The organism is Microtetraspora sp. NBRC 16547 (assembly GCF_030268965.1).
GTDB lineage: Bacteria > Actinomycetota > Actinomycetes > Streptosporangiales > Streptosporangiaceae > Microtetraspora.
The window spans coordinates 115,754-132,327 of record NZ_BSSE01000007.1 but is presented as its reverse complement, the minus strand read 5'-3'; the positions used below and the strand labels follow the sequence as shown (position 1 = coordinate 132,327).

General features: G+C 70.2%; 17 protein-coding genes. 9 read left to right on the top strand and 8 right to left on the bottom strand.

Translation table 11 applies throughout. The features are described 5' to 3' along the window. Positions 1 to 62 precede the first annotated feature (62 nt). From QSK17_RS13045 to QSK17_RS13025, 5 genes are all read right to left on the bottom strand, one after another. Positions 63 to 1,076, bottom strand: a complete 1,014-nt coding sequence (locus QSK17_RS13045) for an adenosine deaminase (protein WP_352231796.1) — start codon at positions 1,074 to 1,076, stop codon at positions 63 to 65. A 2-nt stretch (positions 1,077 to 1,078) separates the two neighbouring features. Further along, on the bottom strand, positions 1,079 to 2,833 hold the full coding sequence (locus tag QSK17_RS13040; protein ID WP_285704930.1) for an adenine deaminase C-terminal domain-containing protein: 1,755 nt from the start codon (positions 2,831 to 2,833) through the stop codon (positions 1,079 to 1,081). Between the two features lie 98 nt (positions 2,834 to 2,931). After that, on the bottom strand, positions 2,932 to 4,305 hold the full coding sequence (locus QSK17_RS13035) for a purine-cytosine permease family protein (RefSeq protein WP_285704929.1): 1,374 nt from the start codon (positions 4,303 to 4,305) through the stop codon (positions 2,932 to 2,934). Positions 4,306 to 4,672: 367 nt separating this feature from the next. After that, positions 4,673 to 6,274 carry a multicopper oxidase family protein gene (locus tag QSK17_RS13030; protein WP_285704928.1) on the bottom strand — a complete coding sequence of 534 codons (1,602 nt, stop codon included), beginning with the start codon at positions 6,272 to 6,274 and terminating at the stop codon, positions 4,673 to 4,675. Beyond that, entirely contained in the window at positions 6,271 to 6,711 is a 441-nt protein-coding gene (locus tag QSK17_RS13025; RefSeq protein ID WP_285704927.1) for a hypothetical protein, read from the bottom strand. The genes QSK17_RS13030 and QSK17_RS13025 overlap by 4 nt, the downstream gene beginning before the upstream one ends. 162 nt (positions 6,712 to 6,873) lie before the next feature. Here QSK17_RS13025 and QSK17_RS13020 point away from each other — a divergent pair, with 162 nt between their 5' ends. Further along, entirely contained in the window at positions 6,874 to 8,010 is a 1,137-nt protein-coding gene (locus QSK17_RS13020) for a sensor histidine kinase (protein WP_285704926.1), read from the top strand. After that, the gene (locus tag QSK17_RS13015; RefSeq protein WP_285704925.1) at positions 8,007 to 8,696 is read left to right on the top strand and encodes a response regulator; all 690 of its coding nucleotides are present in this window, start codon (positions 8,007 to 8,009) and stop codon (positions 8,694 to 8,696) included. Before QSK17_RS13020 ends, QSK17_RS13015 begins: the two co-directional genes overlap by 4 nt. A 92-nt stretch (positions 8,697 to 8,788) precedes the next feature. Here the strand turns inward: QSK17_RS13015 and QSK17_RS13010 are convergent, their stop codons facing one another. Further along, positions 8,789 to 9,289 carry an anthrone oxygenase family protein gene (locus QSK17_RS13010; RefSeq protein ID WP_285704924.1) on the bottom strand — a complete coding sequence of 167 codons (501 nt, stop codon included), beginning with the start codon at positions 9,287 to 9,289 and terminating at the stop codon, positions 8,789 to 8,791. Positions 9,290 to 9,423: 134 nt separating this feature from the next. Between QSK17_RS13010 and QSK17_RS13005 the strand changes: the two genes are divergently transcribed. The 5 genes from QSK17_RS13005 (at position 9,424) to QSK17_RS12985 (ending at position 12,603) form a co-directional block, all read left to right on the top strand. Then, a complete protein-coding gene (locus QSK17_RS13005; protein ID WP_285704923.1) occupies positions 9,424 to 10,398 on the top strand; it encodes an AraC family transcriptional regulator in 975 nt (324 codons plus the stop codon). Between the two features lie 150 nt (positions 10,399 to 10,548). Beyond that, the gene (locus QSK17_RS13000) at positions 10,549 to 10,956 is read left to right on the top strand and encodes a DUF4259 domain-containing protein (protein ID WP_285704922.1); all 408 of its coding nucleotides are present in this window, start codon (positions 10,549 to 10,551) and stop codon (positions 10,954 to 10,956) included. A 28-nt stretch (positions 10,957 to 10,984) separates the two neighbouring features. Further along, positions 10,985 to 11,212 carry a hypothetical protein gene (locus tag QSK17_RS12995; RefSeq protein WP_285704921.1) on the top strand — a complete coding sequence of 76 codons (228 nt, stop codon included), beginning with the start codon at positions 10,985 to 10,987 and terminating at the stop codon, positions 11,210 to 11,212. Between the two features lie 115 nt (positions 11,213 to 11,327). Then, entirely contained in the window at positions 11,328 to 12,020 is a 693-nt protein-coding gene (locus tag QSK17_RS12990; RefSeq protein WP_502889199.1) for a formylglycine-generating enzyme family protein, read from the top strand. Positions 12,021 to 12,099: 79 nt separating this feature from the next. Next, positions 12,100 to 12,603, top strand: a complete 504-nt coding sequence (locus QSK17_RS12985; RefSeq protein ID WP_285704920.1) for a MarR family winged helix-turn-helix transcriptional regulator — start codon at positions 12,100 to 12,102, stop codon at positions 12,601 to 12,603. Positions 12,604 to 12,791: 188 nt separating this feature from the next. Here the strand turns inward: QSK17_RS12985 and QSK17_RS12980 are convergent, their stop codons facing one another. Then, positions 12,792 to 13,967 (bottom strand): acyl-CoA dehydrogenase family protein, encoded by a 1,176-nt coding sequence (locus QSK17_RS12980; protein WP_285704919.1) that lies wholly within the window; start codon positions 13,965 to 13,967, stop codon positions 12,792 to 12,794. Continuing rightward, positions 13,964 to 15,175, bottom strand: a complete 1,212-nt coding sequence (locus QSK17_RS12975) for a CaiB/BaiF CoA transferase family protein (RefSeq protein ID WP_285704918.1) — start codon at positions 15,173 to 15,175, stop codon at positions 13,964 to 13,966. Before QSK17_RS12975 ends, QSK17_RS12980 begins: the two co-directional genes overlap by 4 nt. A 412-nt stretch (positions 15,176 to 15,587) precedes the next feature. Here QSK17_RS12975 and QSK17_RS12970 point away from each other — a divergent pair, with 412 nt between their 5' ends. Both QSK17_RS12970 and QSK17_RS12965 read left to right on the top strand, forming a co-directional pair. After that, positions 15,588 to 16,253 carry a GntR family transcriptional regulator gene (locus QSK17_RS12970; RefSeq protein WP_285704917.1) on the top strand — a complete coding sequence of 222 codons (666 nt, stop codon included), beginning with the start codon at positions 15,588 to 15,590 and terminating at the stop codon, positions 16,251 to 16,253. A gap of 59 nt (positions 16,254 to 16,312) precedes the next feature. Further along, on the top strand, positions 16,313 to 16,567 hold the full coding sequence (locus QSK17_RS12965) for a hypothetical protein (protein WP_285704916.1): 255 nt from the start codon (positions 16,313 to 16,315) through the stop codon (positions 16,565 to 16,567). The last annotated feature ends 7 nt before the right edge of the window (positions 16,568 to 16,574 follow it).

Here is a 16,574-nt window from a genome sequence, read left to right as displayed (position 1 = left end):
CTCGGGTCTTTTCGCCGGCCGCGGTCGTTCCGGCGAAAAGACCCGAGAGGGGCGCGCCGTCTCTAGGAGGCGGCGTAGGCGTCCAGCTCGGCCAGGTAGGCGTCCTTCACCTGGCGGGGCAGCCAAGTGATCTCGAAGGCGTTCCGCTGGAGCCGGACCAGCTCCTCGCGGGACAGGTCCAGCGCCTCCTGGATCGCGACGAGGTTCTCCTGCACGTAACCCGGGAAGTACGCCGGGTCGTCGGAGTTGATCGTGACGCGCAGGTCCAGGTCAAGCATGCGCCGGATGGCGTCGGCCTTCATCGAGTCGGTGACGTACCGGTTGGAGATCGGGCACACGGTCAGGCCCAGCCCGCGCTCCTTGATGGCCTCGACGAGCTTCGGATCCTCCAGCGCGTTGACGCCATGGTCGATCCGGTTGACGCCGATCTCCTCGACGCACTGGCGGATGTGCTCGGTGGAGTTCTCCTGGTCCACGTCGCAGTGCATGGTCAGCAGGTAGCCCTCCTCCCTGGCTCGGGCGAACACCGCGGCGAACTTGGCCGGCGGGTTACCCTTCTCGTCGGAGTCCAGGCCGACGCCCACGATCCACTCCCGGTACGGCAGCGACTCCAGCAGCGTCGCCATCGCGTACTCGGCCTGGAAGTCACGCAGGAAGCACATGATGAGCTGGGCGCGGACGCCGAGCTGGTTCTCCGCGTCGATCAGCGCCCGGCGCAGGCCGCGGACCAGCACGTCGAACGGCACGCCACGAGAGGTGTGTGCCTGCGGGTCGAAGAAGATCTCCGCGTACCGCACGTTCTGCGCGGCGGCCTTGCGCAGGTACGCCATGGCGAGGTCGTAGAAGTCCGGCTCGGTGCGCAGGACGTTCATGCCCTCGTAGTAGACGGACAGAAACGACGGCAGGTCGTCGAAGTCGTACTCGGCCCGCATGTCCTCGACCGTGTCGTACGGCAGGGCCAGGCCGTTCCGCTTCGCCAGCTCGAACTTCAGCTCGGGCTCAAGGGTGCCCTCGATGTGCAGGTGCAGCTCGCACTTGGGCAGTCCGGCGATGAAGTCCTTCATGGTCTCAGGCATGGTCAGGCCTCCGAGATGATCGGGTCGATGACGTCCAGTGCCACGCAGTCGACCAGGCCGAGGTCGGTGATCGCGTAGTCCGGGATCGCGGTGATCGACAGGAAGAACAGGTACATCAGCGGCGCGGGCAGCGCGCAGCCCAGCTCCCGCGCCAGGTCGTCGAGCCGAGTCTCGGCGGCCGCCATCTCGGCCGCGGGCAGGTCGGAGACGATGCCGCCGACCGGCAGCGGCAGCAGCGCCGCGACCTCGCCGTCCACCACGACCGCCTGGCCGCCGCCCGCCGCGACGACCGCGTTGATCGCGACCGCCATGTCGGCGCGCGAGGCGCCCACGCAGATGATGTTGTTGTCGTCAGGGGCGGCGCTGGTGGCGATCGCGCCCTTGCGCAAGCCCATGCCGCTCACCATGGCCACGGGCATGTTCCCGGTCTTGCCGTACCGCTCGACCACGGTGACCAGCAGCGCGTCCTCGGCCACCGAGGGCTCGACCAGCCCGCCGGTGACGGGCAGCGTCACGTCGCGGCGCTTGCGCACGAACACCTGCTCCGGCGTCATGTTCATGGTCAGCACGGTCACCTCCGAGGCGCCCTCGGGCGCACGGAGCACGAGGTCCTCGGCGAGGATCTCGCGGACCGGCAGCGGCCGCACGTCTCCGCGCTCGGGCGGCGCGGTCGGGGTGATCATGGCGCCACCGCGCGCCACCAGGCTGCCGCCCGCGACGACCTCGCGGACGCGGAAGTCCTCCAGCGAGTCCACGATCAGCACGTCCGCGAAGCGGCCGGGGGCGATGCTGCCGACCAGGTGGTCGATCCGGTACATCTCCGCGCAGTTGATCGTGGCCATCTGGACGGCGGTCACCGGGTCGACGCCGGCCTTGCCGGCCATCCGGACCAGCTTGTCCATGTGGCCGCCGGCCAGCACGTCGGCGGCGTGCACGTCGTCGGTGCAGAACGCCACCCGGCGCGCGCCGACCTTGGAGACGACCTGGATGTTCTCCTCCAGGAAGTGCGCGACCGACGACTCCCGGACGATCGCGTAGATGCCGAGGCGCAGCTTCTCCAGCATCTCCTCGTGCGAGTAGGACTCGTGGTCGAGCCGTACGCCGGCCGCCGCCAGCCCGCTGATGCGGCGGGTGTCGGACAGCGGCGCGCAGCCGAAGACGGGCATCCGGTGCCGTTCGGCCAGGTCGAGGGCGTCCATGACGGCGGGGTCGCCGTGCTCCACCATCTCCTGGACGGTCTCCCACACGCCGACGCACTCGGGCCAGGTGTGCGCCTCCGCGTGCTGCTCCGGCCCGAAGGTGTGGCCGACGTTGGACTCCGGAACCGTGTACGGAGCCTTGGCAGGAGCGCCCCACCAGATCCGCATGCCGGTGTTCTTGGACTCATCCAGGAAGCGCCGCACGCCGGGGAGGCCGTCCACGACCAGGATCTGGTCGAGGCCCGACACCACGCTGGTCGTTCCGAGCGGGACGACCAGGTCGGCGAAGCTGGTCACCGAGAGCTTGCTGCACTCGATGTGCAGGTGGCCGTCGATCAGACCGGGCACGAGGTAGCCGCCGCGGGCGTCGATGATCTCGGTGTCGGGGCCGCGCATCGTGTCCGGCAGGTCGCCCACGGCCGCAATCCGGGTGCCGCTGATCGCGACGTCGGCGGGGTAGATCTCCCCGGTCAGCACGTTGACCAGCGTGCCGCCCGTGATGATGCGGTCGGCGGGGCGCCGCCCGTAGGCGACGTCGAGCAAAAGGCGGTCTGCCATGAGGTGTGCGTGCCTTTCGTTGTCAGGCTGCGTTTGCTGGGCGGCCCTCAGTCGGAGCTGCCCTGGATTCAGGCTGTCCTTGGTTCGGGCGGCTCGTGTCAGGCGGCGACGGGGACGGTCTCCACAGCGGTACGCCGCTCCAGCGCCAGGTAGGTGACGCCCGCCACGATGACCCCGGCGAAGATGCTGAAGTCGGTGCCGCCGGTGGCCTGGGAGATCCAGCCGGTGAATGCCGTGGAGTTGATCCACAGTGCGGCGGCGATCATGCCCGCGACCTGGGCCAGGATGCCGGACCAGCGCACGCCGCCGCTGCCCCAGTACGGGCTCGCCGGGCTCTCGTCGAACAGCGCCGCGCCGTCGTAGCTGCCCCTGCGGCGCAGCCAGTCGGAGAGGTAGACGCCGGCCCACGGCGCCAGCCAGATGATCAGCAGGCCGAGGAAGGTGTTCAGCATCGTGTTGAACGAGTCGGAGACCACGGCCACGTAGGTGATCGCAACGCAGATCACCAGGTCGGCCACGACGGCGACCCAGCGCTTGACGTTGATCCCGGCCGCCTGCAGGTTCAGGCCGGAGGAGTACAGGTCGGTGGTGTTCACCGCGAACAGCGTCACCATGGCGAGCACGAGGTAGGGCACCGTGAACCAGCCGGGCAGCGCGCCGGGCAGGCCCGAGATCGGGTCACCCGCATCCTTGACCACGGTGGCCACCGCGGCGCCGAGCGTCATCAGCAGCACGTACGGCACGAAGCCGCCGAGGGCGGCGTACCCGAAGACCGCCTTCCTGCTCGCGTCCGCGGGGAGGTAGCGGGAGTAGTCGCTGCCGAGCGGGGCCCAGGAGAGCCCGCCGGCGGACATGACCAGCGCCACCGCGCCCGTGAACGTGGCGAAGTCGGCGCCGCCGGTCGCGGCGAGGTCCACCTTCGGGCCGACCAGCACCGCCATGATCCCGAACATGGCGACGAACACCCAGGTGAAGTACTTCTGCGCCTTCATCACGGCCGCGTGCCCGACGAGCGGGAGCACGAGCTGGATCAGCGCGGCGACCAGGATCACGGCGACCTTCAGCCCGATGCCCTGGTCGTGGACGCCCGCCTTGTCCAACAGCGCGAGCGCGGCGAAGGTGATCAGCACCATGCCGCCCGCCTCGAAGCCGACCATGTTCAGCCAGCCGAAGAAGCCCAGCGCGCGGGCGCCCTTGGGGCCGTAGGCCGCGCGGGAGACGGCCATGGTGGACGTGCCCACCGCGGGTCCCTGCAGGCTGGTCAGGCCGACCAGCGGGAACGCCAGCAGGTTGCCGATGATGATCGCGGCCACGGCCTGCGGGAAGCTCAGGCCGAGCGACACGACGACCGTGCCGTAGACCAGCGTGAAGATGCCGAGCGTGGTGCCTGACCACAGGAAGAGCAGGTCGCGGGGCCTGCCGTACCTCTCCTGCGGCGAAACCAGCTCGATGCCGCGTTGCTCGACGGCCACGGGCCCCCTCTTTACCTTGAAGTCGACATTTGGTGCGGTCCCAGGAAAACAGCCCACGCCTGACCCGTCCATTGGCGAACGCCACGAGCCGTGGCGCCGCCTCCTGTAGTCGTCTCCAAGCTGATCACATGCTGATCACATGGATGATCAGATGCCGATCGCACAGCCCCCGGACCGGTCCCGGCCCCACCAGAATGTAGCCCCGCCCCGGCAGAGGTCCGGCCCACCCATACGGCCTTGGACCCGCCACGCGGGCGGGTCACGATGAACACGCAAGGCCATATTGATCACGCGCGAATCACCGCAAAGGCCGCAGTTGCCTGGCCTGTGTGTTCATCGCGGATGGAGTGATCGCTTTCTGCCGCGGTCAGACCACCTCGATGTCGGCCATCATCGCCATGTCCTCGTGTTCGAGGTTGTGGCAGTGCATCATGTAGCGCCCGCGATAACCCTCGAAGCGGACCAGGACCTCGATGACCTCGTACGGACGCAGGTCCACGGTGTCCTTCCAGCCCCCGTCGGTGGCCGCGGGCGCCTTGCCGTTCCGGGTGAGCACCTGGAAGTGCGCCAGGTGCACGTGCACCGGATGGTGGAAGTCGCTGGTGAGGCGCCAGACCTCGGTGGTCCCCAGGCGGGGTCGTACCAGCGGGGTGCCCGGATTGAAGGGCCTCCCGTTGATCGTCCAGGCGCCGGCCCATTGCCCGGACTTGCGGAAATCGAAGACCCGCGTGGTCGCGGCGGCGGAGCGGTTGAGGCGCTCCGGCCGGGACAGCCGGGCCGGGACCGCGCTGTCGTCGGCGGCCTTCCTGGCGACGCGGAAGCTCATCACGTTCCGCGCCGGTCCGGTGCCCAGAGTGTTGACCAGCGTCACCCGGCTGCCGACGGGGTAGCCGGAGAAGTCCACCACCACGTCGAACCGTTCCGCCGGGGCGATCGTGATCGCGCCGTGTTCCACCGGAGCGGGCAGCAGCCCCGCGTCGCTGCCGACCTGGACGAACCGGCCGCCGGGCTGCAGTTCCAGCCGGTAACGGCGGGCGTTGGACGCGTTGAGCAGCCGCAGCCGGTAGCGCACCGCGTCCACCTCCAGCTCCGGCCACGGCGCACCGTTGACCAGGATCACGTCCCCTTCGACGCCCTCCATGTACGGGTCGTGCACGCCGGCCCGGAGCAGCAGGCTCGGGTCCCGCGAGGGATAGCGGAACGCGCCGTCCTCGTCGAAGGCGCGGTCGCAGATCATCAGCGGGATGTCGCGTTCCCCCTTCGGCAGCGGCAGGGCGTCGTCCTCGTCATCGCGTACCAGCAGGAAGCCGGCGAGGCCGCGCCACACCTGCGGCCCGGAGAAGTCCATCCGGTGGTCGTGGTACCAGAGCGTGGCCGCCCGCTGCTCCAGGGGATAGACGTACTCCCTGGCCCCGGAATGGAACGTCCACTGGTCCGGGTCGACCCGCATGCCGGCGTGGGAGTGCCCGCCGGGCGGCCGGAAACCCCGTCCGGCGGCGACCACCAGATCGGTCGGGTAGCCGTCGGAGTCCGCCGGGGTGACCCCGCCGTGCAGGTGGGTGGACGTCGGGACCGGAAGCTCGTTGCGCACCCGGACGACCGTGCGGCTCCCGCGCCGCAGGTCGAACGTGGGCCCGGGAAAGGTGCCGTCGAACCCCCACACCTCGGTCGTCGTCCCCGGGATGATCTCCACCTTGGCCGCGCGTTGGACGACTTCGTAGTGGCCCGGCCGTACGGGGCGGGCGACGTTGGGAATCGGCAGCGGCACGGTGAACGGCGCGGGCAGCGGCAGCGCGCTGGCCAGTGGCCGGCCCGCGGTCTCGGCGGCGAGCGAACCGCAGCCCGCGAGGGCGAGCCCGCCGCCGCCGAGCAGGAGCGTGCCGCCGCCGAGTACGCCCAGGAAGCCGCGCCGGGAGAGCGAAGACGGCGGCACCACGCCGCGCCGGGAAGGCGAAGAGGACGGCGTCACGTGGCACTCCCCCGCCTGGCCCGCAGGCCCCACCAGGTCCAGGCGGCCATCACGGCGGAGACGCCGAAGATCGTCACGCCGAGGGGGAAATGTCCCGCGAGGACGCGGTTCAGGCCGAGCATGACCTGCACCGTCTCCAGGGCGACGAGCGCCGCGCTCGCCCAGGCGGGCCAGCTCGGGCCCCTGCCGGGACGCCACAGCAGGATCGCGGCGACGAGCTGGAGGTACAGCATGGTGTGCGTCAATCCGGCGTTGTCACGGTGCTGGACCAGCATGTCCACGTTGCCGGTGACGAACAGCCCGGCCAGCACGGCCTGCCCGAGCACCCCGGCCAGATGCGCGGTGGTGGCGATCCGCAGCCACCAGACGATCCAGCCCGGCGGGCGCGTGCGAGGGGCACCGGCCGGTCGGCCGGCCACGAGGGGTGGGGTGTCCATACGGGTCATGTTTCCGCCGGGGAGCTGCAAGATCGTCCTTCCTCGGACGGTATTTCGCGTACTTCGTAGGCGGTAGGCCGTGCCGCGCGTACCACCGGGGATGTACGCGCGGTCTCCGTCGCGCGGGTGTCGGCCGGCCGGAACCGGTGACCTACTGTGTCGATGGTGGAAGCCCGGAAGATCGACGCACTGATGGCCCTGGGCGCGCTGACGGGGATCGTCGCGGGCACGTACGGCGGGTTGTCGAGCTCGGGGGCGTTCGAGCGCCCCTTGGACCCCCTCGGCCTCGCGCTGATCACCGTGGCCGCGCCCGCGCTGGTCTTCCGGCGGCGCGCTCCGCTGGCGGTCGGTGTGGTCACGGTGGTCTGCGCGGTGGTCTACTACGCCTGTCACTATCCGGGGGTGTTCGCCGCCGCGCCCGCTTTGGTGTCGATCTACACGGCCGCGACCCTCGGCCGGCGCCGCCTGGCGATCGTTCTCGCCGTCGCGATGGACATGGGCATCTACGGCCTCATCGCGCTCTCGGATACCGACCCCTCGCCGAGCGACGGCTTCAACCTGCTCGGCGGGTGGCTGGTGGCGATGGTGGTGCTCGGCGAGGTGACGCGGAACCGGCGCGCCTACCTGCACGAGGTGGAGCAGCGGGCGATCGAGGCCGAACGCACCCGTGAGGAGGCCGCGCTCCGCCGGGCGGGCGAGGAGCGCCTGTGGATCGCGCAGGAGCTGCACGACTCGCTCACGCACAGCATCTCCGTGATCAACGTCCAGGTGTCCGTCGCCATGCAGCTCCTGGACCAGCGGCCCGAGCGCGCCCGGGAGGCGCTGGTCGCGATCAAGGAGTCCGGTCACGAGGCGATGCGCGAGCTGCGCGCCACGCTCGGCGTGCTCAGGCAGGCCGAGCTGGACGCCCCGCAGGCGGGTCTCGCGCGGCTCCCCCGGCTGGTGTCCAGGGCCGAGGCGGCGGGGCTTCCGGTGCGCAGCTCCATCGTCGGAGACCGGCGGGACCTGCCCGAGGAGATCGACAGGACGGCCTACCGCATCGTGCAGGAGGCGTTCACGAACGTCCTGCGCCACGCGGGCCCGGCGACGATCACCCTGACGACCGAATACCATCCGGAGAAGATCGTCGTACGGGTGGTGGACGACGGACACTCCGGCGGCGGTGCCGCCGGTCACGGGATGGGGCTGATCGGGATGCGCGAGCGCGTGGTCGCTCTCGGCGGGTCGCTCTCGGCCGGGCCGCGCCCGGAGGGCGGGTTCGGTGTTCACGCCGAGCTGCCCTTGGGGGAACGGCCGTGATCCGGGTCCTCCTCGCCGACGACCAGCCGCTGATCCGCGCGGGCTTCCGCGCGCTGCTCGAACTGGCCGAGGACATCGTGGTCGTGGGCGAGGCGGGCGACGGCGGCGCCGCGGTCGAGCTGGCCCGCACGCTGCGGCCGGACGTGGCGCTGCTGGACGTCAGGATGCCCTTCCTCGACGGAATCCAGGCGACCAGGAGCATCGGCTCCGATCCCCAGCTCGACGGCGTGCGCGTGGTGATCCTCACCAACTACGCGCTCGACGAGTACGTCTTCGCCGCGCTGCGCGCCGGGGCCAGCGGCTTCCTGGTCAAGGACATCGAGCCCGCCGAACTGCTCCGGTCGATACGGGTGGCCGCCCAGGGGGAGGCGCTGCTGTCGCCCTCGGTGACCCGGCGGCTGATCGAGGAGTACGTCTCCACGCCGCCCCGGCCCGTGGCCGTCCCCGGGCTGGAGCGACTGACGGATCGGGAGCGCGAAGTCGTGGCCCTGGTCGCGTCCGGGAGGTCCAACGAGGAGATCGCCGCGCATCTGGTCATCAGCCACGCCACCGTCAAGACACATGTCAGCCGGTCGATGACCAAGCTGGGCGCGCGCGACCGCGCCCAGCTCGTCGTCTTCGCGTACGAGTCGGGACTGGTCATGCCGGGGACGTCGGATCGTCCGGGGCAGCCTTCCCAGGGCTGACGTCGGGTTCACGGTCATCGGTCGGGTCATCGGTCGCTCTACTTCCAGATGCCGGTGGCGGCGGTGTCCCGCGCGTAGTCGGTGTCGGCCGGTCAGGGTCGCGCCCAGACGTAGAGGCCGAGGCCGGCGAGGAGGAGGCTGATCAGGCAGAACACCGCGCGCGAGGTGTTCCAGCGGGTCCACCGCCCGGAGAACTCCGACCAGAGGCGCGCGGCCTCGGCCGGGTCCGCGGGTACGGTCGCCACCGCGAGCGCCTGGTTCATCGGCACGTTGACGGCGGCGGTGGGCACGAAGGCGCCCAGCACGTAGGTCGCCGCGGCGGCGAAGAAGAGGACGGCCGCCGCTGGCTCGCCGAGGGCGAGGAGCAGCCCGCCCGTCACCGCGGACGCGACCGGCGTGCCGAGGAAGGACGCGAAGAACCGCGGGTTGAGGATCTTCTCGTTGATCCGGCGCATCGCCGGAATGGCGTGCTCGGCGGCGATCCCGTCCAGGCCCGGCATCACCGACACCGAGTAGCCGTAGAAGAGACCGGCGATCGCGCCGGTCAGGAGGAGGGCCACGGCGGCGGAGACGGCCGTCAGCGCGAACAACATCGAGACTCCTTCAGTCGTGCGGGGAGCCGGATCTCGATCCTCCTCCTCGCGGTGATCTCAGTGAACCGTAGTGCCGCGAGACGGAACATGGTTGAGACGCTCGGTTTCATGTTCGAGCGTCTAGGCTTTCACCCATGGACGCACTCGCGAGACTCGTGGACGGCCCCAGGGCCCAGGGCGCCTTCCTGCTCCAGACGATCATGACCCCGCCGTGGTCGGTGCGGATCGAGGACCGGGCCCCGCTCTCCCTGGTCACCATCGTGCGCGGCGAGGCGTGGGTGATCCCCGACCACGGCGATCCGCTACGGCTCCGCCCGGGCGACGTCACGATCACGCGCGGTCCGGACGCGTACACCTTCGCCGGCGATCCGGCCACACCACCACGGGTGGTGATCCACCCGGGACAGCGCTGCACCACGCCCGACGGCGAGGACGTATCCGAGGCGATGCACCTGGGCGTACGCACCTGGGGTGACAGCCTGGACGGTCCGGTCGTGCTGCTGATCGGCACCTACCGGCCACGTTCCGAGATCAGCCGGCGGCTGCTTGACGCGCTCCCGCCGCTGCTGGCGCTGCCCGGCGACGCATGGGAGAGCCCGCTGATCGCGCTGCTGGAGCAGGAGATCTCCCGAGACGATCCCGGCCAGGAGGTCGTCCTGGACCGGCTGCTGGACCTGCTTCTGGTCACCGTGCTGCGGGCCTGGTTCTTCCGGCCGGAAGCGGGTACCCCCGGGTGGTACCACGCGTCCGGCGATCCGCTGGTGGGACCGGCACTGCGGCTGCTGCACGACGATCCGGCGCGCCCGTGGACGGTGTCCACCCTGGCTTCGGAGGTGGGCGCCTCCCGGGCCGCGCTCTACCGGCGGTTCACCGAGCTGGTCGGCGAGCCGCCCATGGCGTACCTGACGGGCTGGCGGCTGGCGATAGCCGCCGACCTGCTCCAGGACTCCGACGCCACCATCGGCGCGGTGGCCGGGCAGGTCGGGTACGGCAGCGCCTTCGCGCTGAGCACCGCCTTCAAACGGGTGCGCGGCATCAGCCCGCGGGAGTACCGCAAGAGCACCCTGTCGCCCCGGCCCGACCGGCACTCCTTTCAGGAATACCTATGAGGGGTATACGGTGCGGGCTCGACGAGGGCCGGACCAACGTGATCGCCTGCCAGGCGCGGCACTCCGGCCGGCGCTACGAGAGCGAGCGGGGGAATTGTCGGAGGCGGTCACTACGATCACGCTCGACCGATCACATACCGGAGGTTTGACATGGGCGCGTGGGACATCGGGCCGTTCGACAACGACGGGGCGCTCGACGCTCTCGGCGACCTCGACCAGATGGAGGACGTGCCCGGCGGGCTCGCCCTGACCATGCGCGAGATTCTCGCCCAGGAGGATTACGTCGAGGCGCCTGAACTGTCCGAGGCCGTGGCCGCGGCCTGCCTCGTCGGCGCGCGGCTGATCGGTTCCGAGCCGAACATGATCGCCACCAAATGGCTCGACCGCCATCCCTTCACCGTGACCGACTCGCTGCGCGACCTGGCCCTCGCCACGCTCGACCGAGCGGCGCGTCCCGACGACAACGAGCTGTACGACCTGTGGGACGAGTCCGGCGCAGTGGCGCAGTGGCTGGACACGCTCGCGCCGTACCGGCAGGCCCTCACCACGAAGCCATGACGGCGACCCCTCTCCGGCCAGGTTCACGGTGTTGTTCCTCGCCGGCGCGCCCGACCGGGCGACGCTGGAGGGCATCGACCCGGCGGCCTGCGCGCCCGAGGAGATGCGCGTCGGGAGGCGTGAGCTGTACATGTACTTCCCCGACGGCCTGCGGCGCACCCGGCTGCAACCGCTGCTGGACAAGCGTCTGGGCGTCCCCGCCACCGCACGCAACTGGAACACGGTCACCAAGCTGGTGACCCTCGCGGAGGGGTGACCGGTTGACCGAAGCCTTGTCGCACCGCACTCGCGGCGCCTCCAAGCCCTTGGCGCGTGTGGTCGCGTTCGCGAACAGCCGTGTTCTGCATGATCGGCATAGGATCGGGTCCGCGATGAGTCTTGAATCCACACTGCGCCATGCGGTCGCCGAGCACATGATCGGAATTCCTGCCGGAGAGATCGTCCTGCGGGACGAAGGCACGAAGACGAACTGGAAGGTCGAGGTTGGAGCCTTCCGGCTGGCGTCGTGTCCCGTGACCCGCAAGCTGTACCACGCCGTTCGAGGCGAGGCGCCCGCGAGCTCGGCGGGGCCGCGGACGCCGGTGACCGAGGTCTCCTGGAACGATGCCGTCCGGTTCTGCAACCTGCTCTCGGAAGCGACCGGGCTGGACCCCTGCTATTCGATAGGCGACGACCCCGACGGGCAAGACGTGGTCTGCGACTGGGAGGCCGGCGGCTATCGCCTCCCGTCCGAAGCGGAGTGGGAGTACGCGTGCAGGGCCGGGACCTCCGGCGTCCGCTACGGAGAGCTGGACGAGATCGCCTGGTATCGCGACAACTCCGGCGGCGAGGTGCACGATGTCGCGACCAAGGCACCGAACGCGTGGGGCCTCTACGACATGATCGGCAACGTGTGGGAGTGGTGTTGGGATCTCTATGATCCCGGGGTCTACGGTCCGTACCGCGTGTTCCGTGGCGGAGGCGGGTTCGATCGACCCCGAGGGTGCCGGGCGTCGTGCCGCCGGAAGAGTCACCCGACCTTCCGCGTCGACGACCTCGGGTTCCGGCTCGCCCGATCGGTCTGAGTCGGGGGACGCGCCAGGTCACCGTACCGGGTGATCACACATTTCGCCGAATGAGCCGACGGGCCGTAACGTGCAGACCATGACCGGACACCACACCCTGCGCCAGACCGAGGACGCCATCGGCGACCGGCTCGGCGGACTCAATATCGACTTCGAGGCGATGTGGGCGGTGTCGAACATTTACCGGGCTTCCTCGGCGATCCGCAACCACCTGGAGCAGACCGTGCTCCGCGACACCGGGCTCACGTGGACCGGCTTCGTCGTCATGTGGGTCGTGTGGATATGGGGTGAGAGCGAGACCCGGAACGTGGCGGCCGAGGCGGGCATCTCCAAGAGCACGCTCACCGGCGTCCTCAAGACCCTGGAGTCCTACCGGCACCTGCGCCGATTCCCTCACCCGACGGACGGGCGCCGGGTCATGTTGGAGCTGACCTCGTCGGGGGAACGGCTGATGCGCACACTGTTCCCCGACTTCAACCGGCAGGAGGCCTTCGTGGTCAAGGAGCTGGACAGCGAGCAGCGCCGCGGACTCGCCGACTCCCTCAGGAAGGTCGTCCAGCACCTGGAGACCACGGACAGATGACCTTTCACCGCGCCGCGTGGCGCGTGGCCCATCCCAACCCGTACGGGGGCGATCTGCTTGTGGTGCCGGGCCGTTCTCGGTTGTCGCGGAACGGCCCGGCATCCGTTCGTCGGTCCAGCTCCTGAAGGAGCGAGACCGCGAACATCAGGCCCCTATCGCAGGTCATTCACGATGTGCGCGTCCGCCGACTACTGGCGGAAGGCGGGGGTACCGGTCAGGACCTGGCCGAGGTTCAGAGCGTGGACCTCCTCCGTGCCCTCGTACGTGGCGACCGATTCGAGGTTCACCATGTGCCGCATGACCGGGTACTCCAGCGTGATGCCGTTGGCGCCGTGGATGCCACGGGCGAGGGCGGCCACGCGCTGGGCGGCGCGTACGTTGGCGAGTTTGCCGAAGCTGATGTGAGAGTGGTGGCTCTGACCGTCGTCCTTGAGGCGGCCGATCCGTAGGGCCGTCAGCATGGCGTGGTTGACGTCGATGAGCATGTCGGCGAGCTTGCGCTGGGTGAGCTGGAAGCCGGCGACCGGCCGCCCGAACTGCACGCGGCTGCCGGCGTAGTCGAGCGCCGACTCGTAGCAGGCACGTGCCGCGCCCGCCGCTCCCCAGACGATCCCGTACCTGGCCTCCGACAGGCACGACAGCGGGGCCTTGAGCCCCTCGGCGCCGGGCAGCAGCGCGTCGGCGGGCAGGCGGACGTCCTGCAGGACCAGCTCGGAGGTGATCGAGGCGCGCAGGGAAAGCTTCTTGTGAATCACGTTCGCCGAGAAGCCGGGGGTACCGCGAGGCACGAGGAAGCCGCGGATGCCCTCGTCCGTGGCGGCCCACACGACGGCGACATCGGCGACGGAGCCGTTGGTGATCCACATCTTGGCGCCGTTGAGCACCCAGTCAGAGCCGTCGCGCCGGGCCCTGGTCCGCATCGATCCAGGGTCGCTGCCCGAATCAGGCTCGGTCAGGCCGAAGCAGCCGATGGCGTCGCCGGCCGCCATCGAAGGCAGCCACTCCTCCCGCTGGGCCTCGCTGCCGTACCGGTGGATCGCCGTCATCGCCAGCGAACCCTGGACGGACACGAAACTGCGCAACCCGCTGTCGACCGCTTCCAGCTCGCGGCAGGCCAGGCCGTAGCTGACCGCGTTCGTGCCGGCGCAGCCGTACCCCTCCAGGTGCATGCCGAACACGCCGAGCGCGCCCAGGCCCTTGGCGAGCCCACGCGGGTCCGGGATCGTGCCGGCCTCGAACCAGTCGGCGACATGCGGAAGCAACTCGGCGTCGGCATAGGCGCGCACCGTGTCGCGGATCGCGCGTTCCTCCTCGGTGAGATCGCGGTCGACGGCGAGAAAGTCGTGAGGGTCGGGGGTCTTCACTGGTTTATACCTTTCTGGGCGGGGTACGCGGCGTCGCGGTCATGGGGGTGTTGGCGGACCACGCCGTCCGCCTCCAGACGGCGGATCTCGTCGTCGGTCAGGCCGAGTTCGGCCAGCAGTTCCCTGGTGTGCTCGCCGTGCAGGGGCGGGGGCTGGGTCGGCGGAACGTCGCCGGTCAGCGTGAAGCCGGTGCGCAGCAGCTCCAGGAGCCCTGCCGTCGGATGCTCGACCGTGACGGTCGCAGGATCCTCCGCGGCCCGGATGCCCTCAAGCACGCCGCGGATCTTGCCGACGGGCACGCCCGCGTCGAGCAGCACCTGGGTCCATTCGGCGGCTGGGCGGGTGCGGAAGACCGCGCTCAGTTCGGCGACCAGCGCCTCCCTGTGCTGAACCCGCAGCGGGTTGGTGGCGAAGCGGGGGTCGGCGGCGAGGTCGTCGCGTCCGATCGCCGCGCACATGGCGCGGTAGAGCGCGTCGTTCCCGACCGCGACGGTGACGCCGCCGTCGGCCGCCTCGAAGGTCTGGTACGGCACGATCGTCGGATGCGCGTTGCCGTACGGCTTCGCCTCCTGGCCCGAGATGAGCGCGCTCTGCCCGACGTTGGTCAGCGCCGACAGGGCGGAGTGCAGCAGGGACACCTCCACCCGCGCCCCGGTCCCGGTGAGCGCCCGCCGATAGAGGGGGCCGAGGATGGCCACCGCCGCGTTGAGCCCGGCGAGGACGTCGACGATGGCGACGCCGACCTTGCTCGGGGAGTCGCCGGTGATGTGCATCAGCCCGCTCTCGGCCTGGACGGCGGCGTCGAAGCCCGGCCGGTCCTGCCTGCCGAAGCCGGTGATCGAGCAGTAGACGACGCCGGGGTTGCGCGGCCGCACGGACTCGTACCCGATGCCGAGGCGGTCGGCGACACCCGGACGGAAGTTCTCGATGATCACATCTGCGCGCTCGCACAGCAGGGTGGCGATCCGGCGGCCCTCCGGGTGTTTCAGGTCGAGGGCGATGTCGCGCTTGTTGCGGTTGACCGACAGATAGTAGGCGGCCTCGCCGCCCGCGTACGGCGGCCCCCATGCGCGGGTCTCGTCTCCGTGCCCGGGATGCTCCACCTTGACAACATCGGCGCCCATCTCGGCGAGCAGCATCGTCGCGTACGGCCCGGCGAGCACGCGGGAGAAGTCGGCCACCAGGACCCCGGCGAGCGGTCCACTCATCGGGGTTCCTCCTGCGGCCGGTGTCGGAGTCTCATGCTGATGATCTGCTCCATGGTCGGGGTTCGGAGGGGTCGGGGAGGGGGGTTGGGGTTCGGAGAAGTCTCGGAGGGATCGGAATGGATGCTCGGCCAACCGAGCCGTCATCCGCAAGACCTTCGGCCCAAGATTTTATTTTGGATCCAATATTGATTGTACGATCCTAGGTGCCTAGCCTCGGAGTCACCCACCACTCGACCCCCTAGAGTCATGGGTGTGCAGCGGCCCTCGCCGCGCCCCGGCTCCGGTGGTCGTGGCTCATCGCGGCCGATCACGGCGAATCGTGGCTGGTCGTGGCTGGTCGCGGCGGGCAGCGGACGGTGCCGACGAGCGCCGATGGGCCGGTCAGGCGAGACCACGAGGCGGAGTAGAAACGGTGGACATCGAGGCCAGACCCCCGCAGACGACCCAGCAATATGTGCTGGACCAACTGCGCAGGGCCATCCTCACCGGGCAGTTGGCCCCTGGCTCGGCGATACGGCAGGACGCGCTGGCCGACCAGCTCGGCGTGAGCAGGGTCCCGATCCGCGAGGCGCTGAAGATCCTCGAGGGCGAGGGGCAGGTGATCTACCGGCCCCGGCGTGGCTACATGGTGGCAGAGCTCGCCCTGGAGGATTTCCTCGAGGTCTACCGGATCAGGCAGATCCTTGAGGACGAGGCGGTGCGACGCGCCGTCGAGCGGATCACCGACGAGGACATCCAGCGGCTGCAGGACGCCCATGCCGACGTCGTCGCCGCAGGACAGGCCGGGGAGATCACCGCGATGGCCGCGGCCAACCGGCGCTTCCACTTCACCCTGATCGACGCGGCGGGAATGCCCCGCCTCCGGCGGTTCCTGAGCATCCTGTGGGATGCCAGCGACGTCTACCGCTCCCTCTACTACAGCGAAGAGAGCAATCGGGAGAGGGTGGACCGCGAGCACAAGGGCATCATCGACGCGGTCCGCGCGCGGGACACCGACGATCTCATACGCCGCCTGAGCGAGCATCGGGCGGGCACGGTGGCTACCTTCCGCGAGTTCATGGCGAAGCAGGAGTCCTGAAAACCCGGGGCCGCACCGACAACCGGCTGAAGGGTCGGGTCTGTCAGTCCTCTCCGGCGGTGCCACGGGCCCCGGAGGAGACCGGCCGCGAGCCGCCGGCGAGGGCGCCCACGACGGGGCACGACCATGAACGCGCGGGCGAGCCCGACGGAGTCGGCCAGCCAGCCGAGCAGGACCGGCGAGATCATGCCCGCGCCGTGGTGGCCTGCGCAACCGCGGGCCGGGCGGTGCGCAGGGTCAGCGGTGCGACGACCACACACAGCAGCACCGCGTGGAAGCCGCCGAACCCCCGCCAGCCGAGCCCGGAGTCCTGATCGGCGG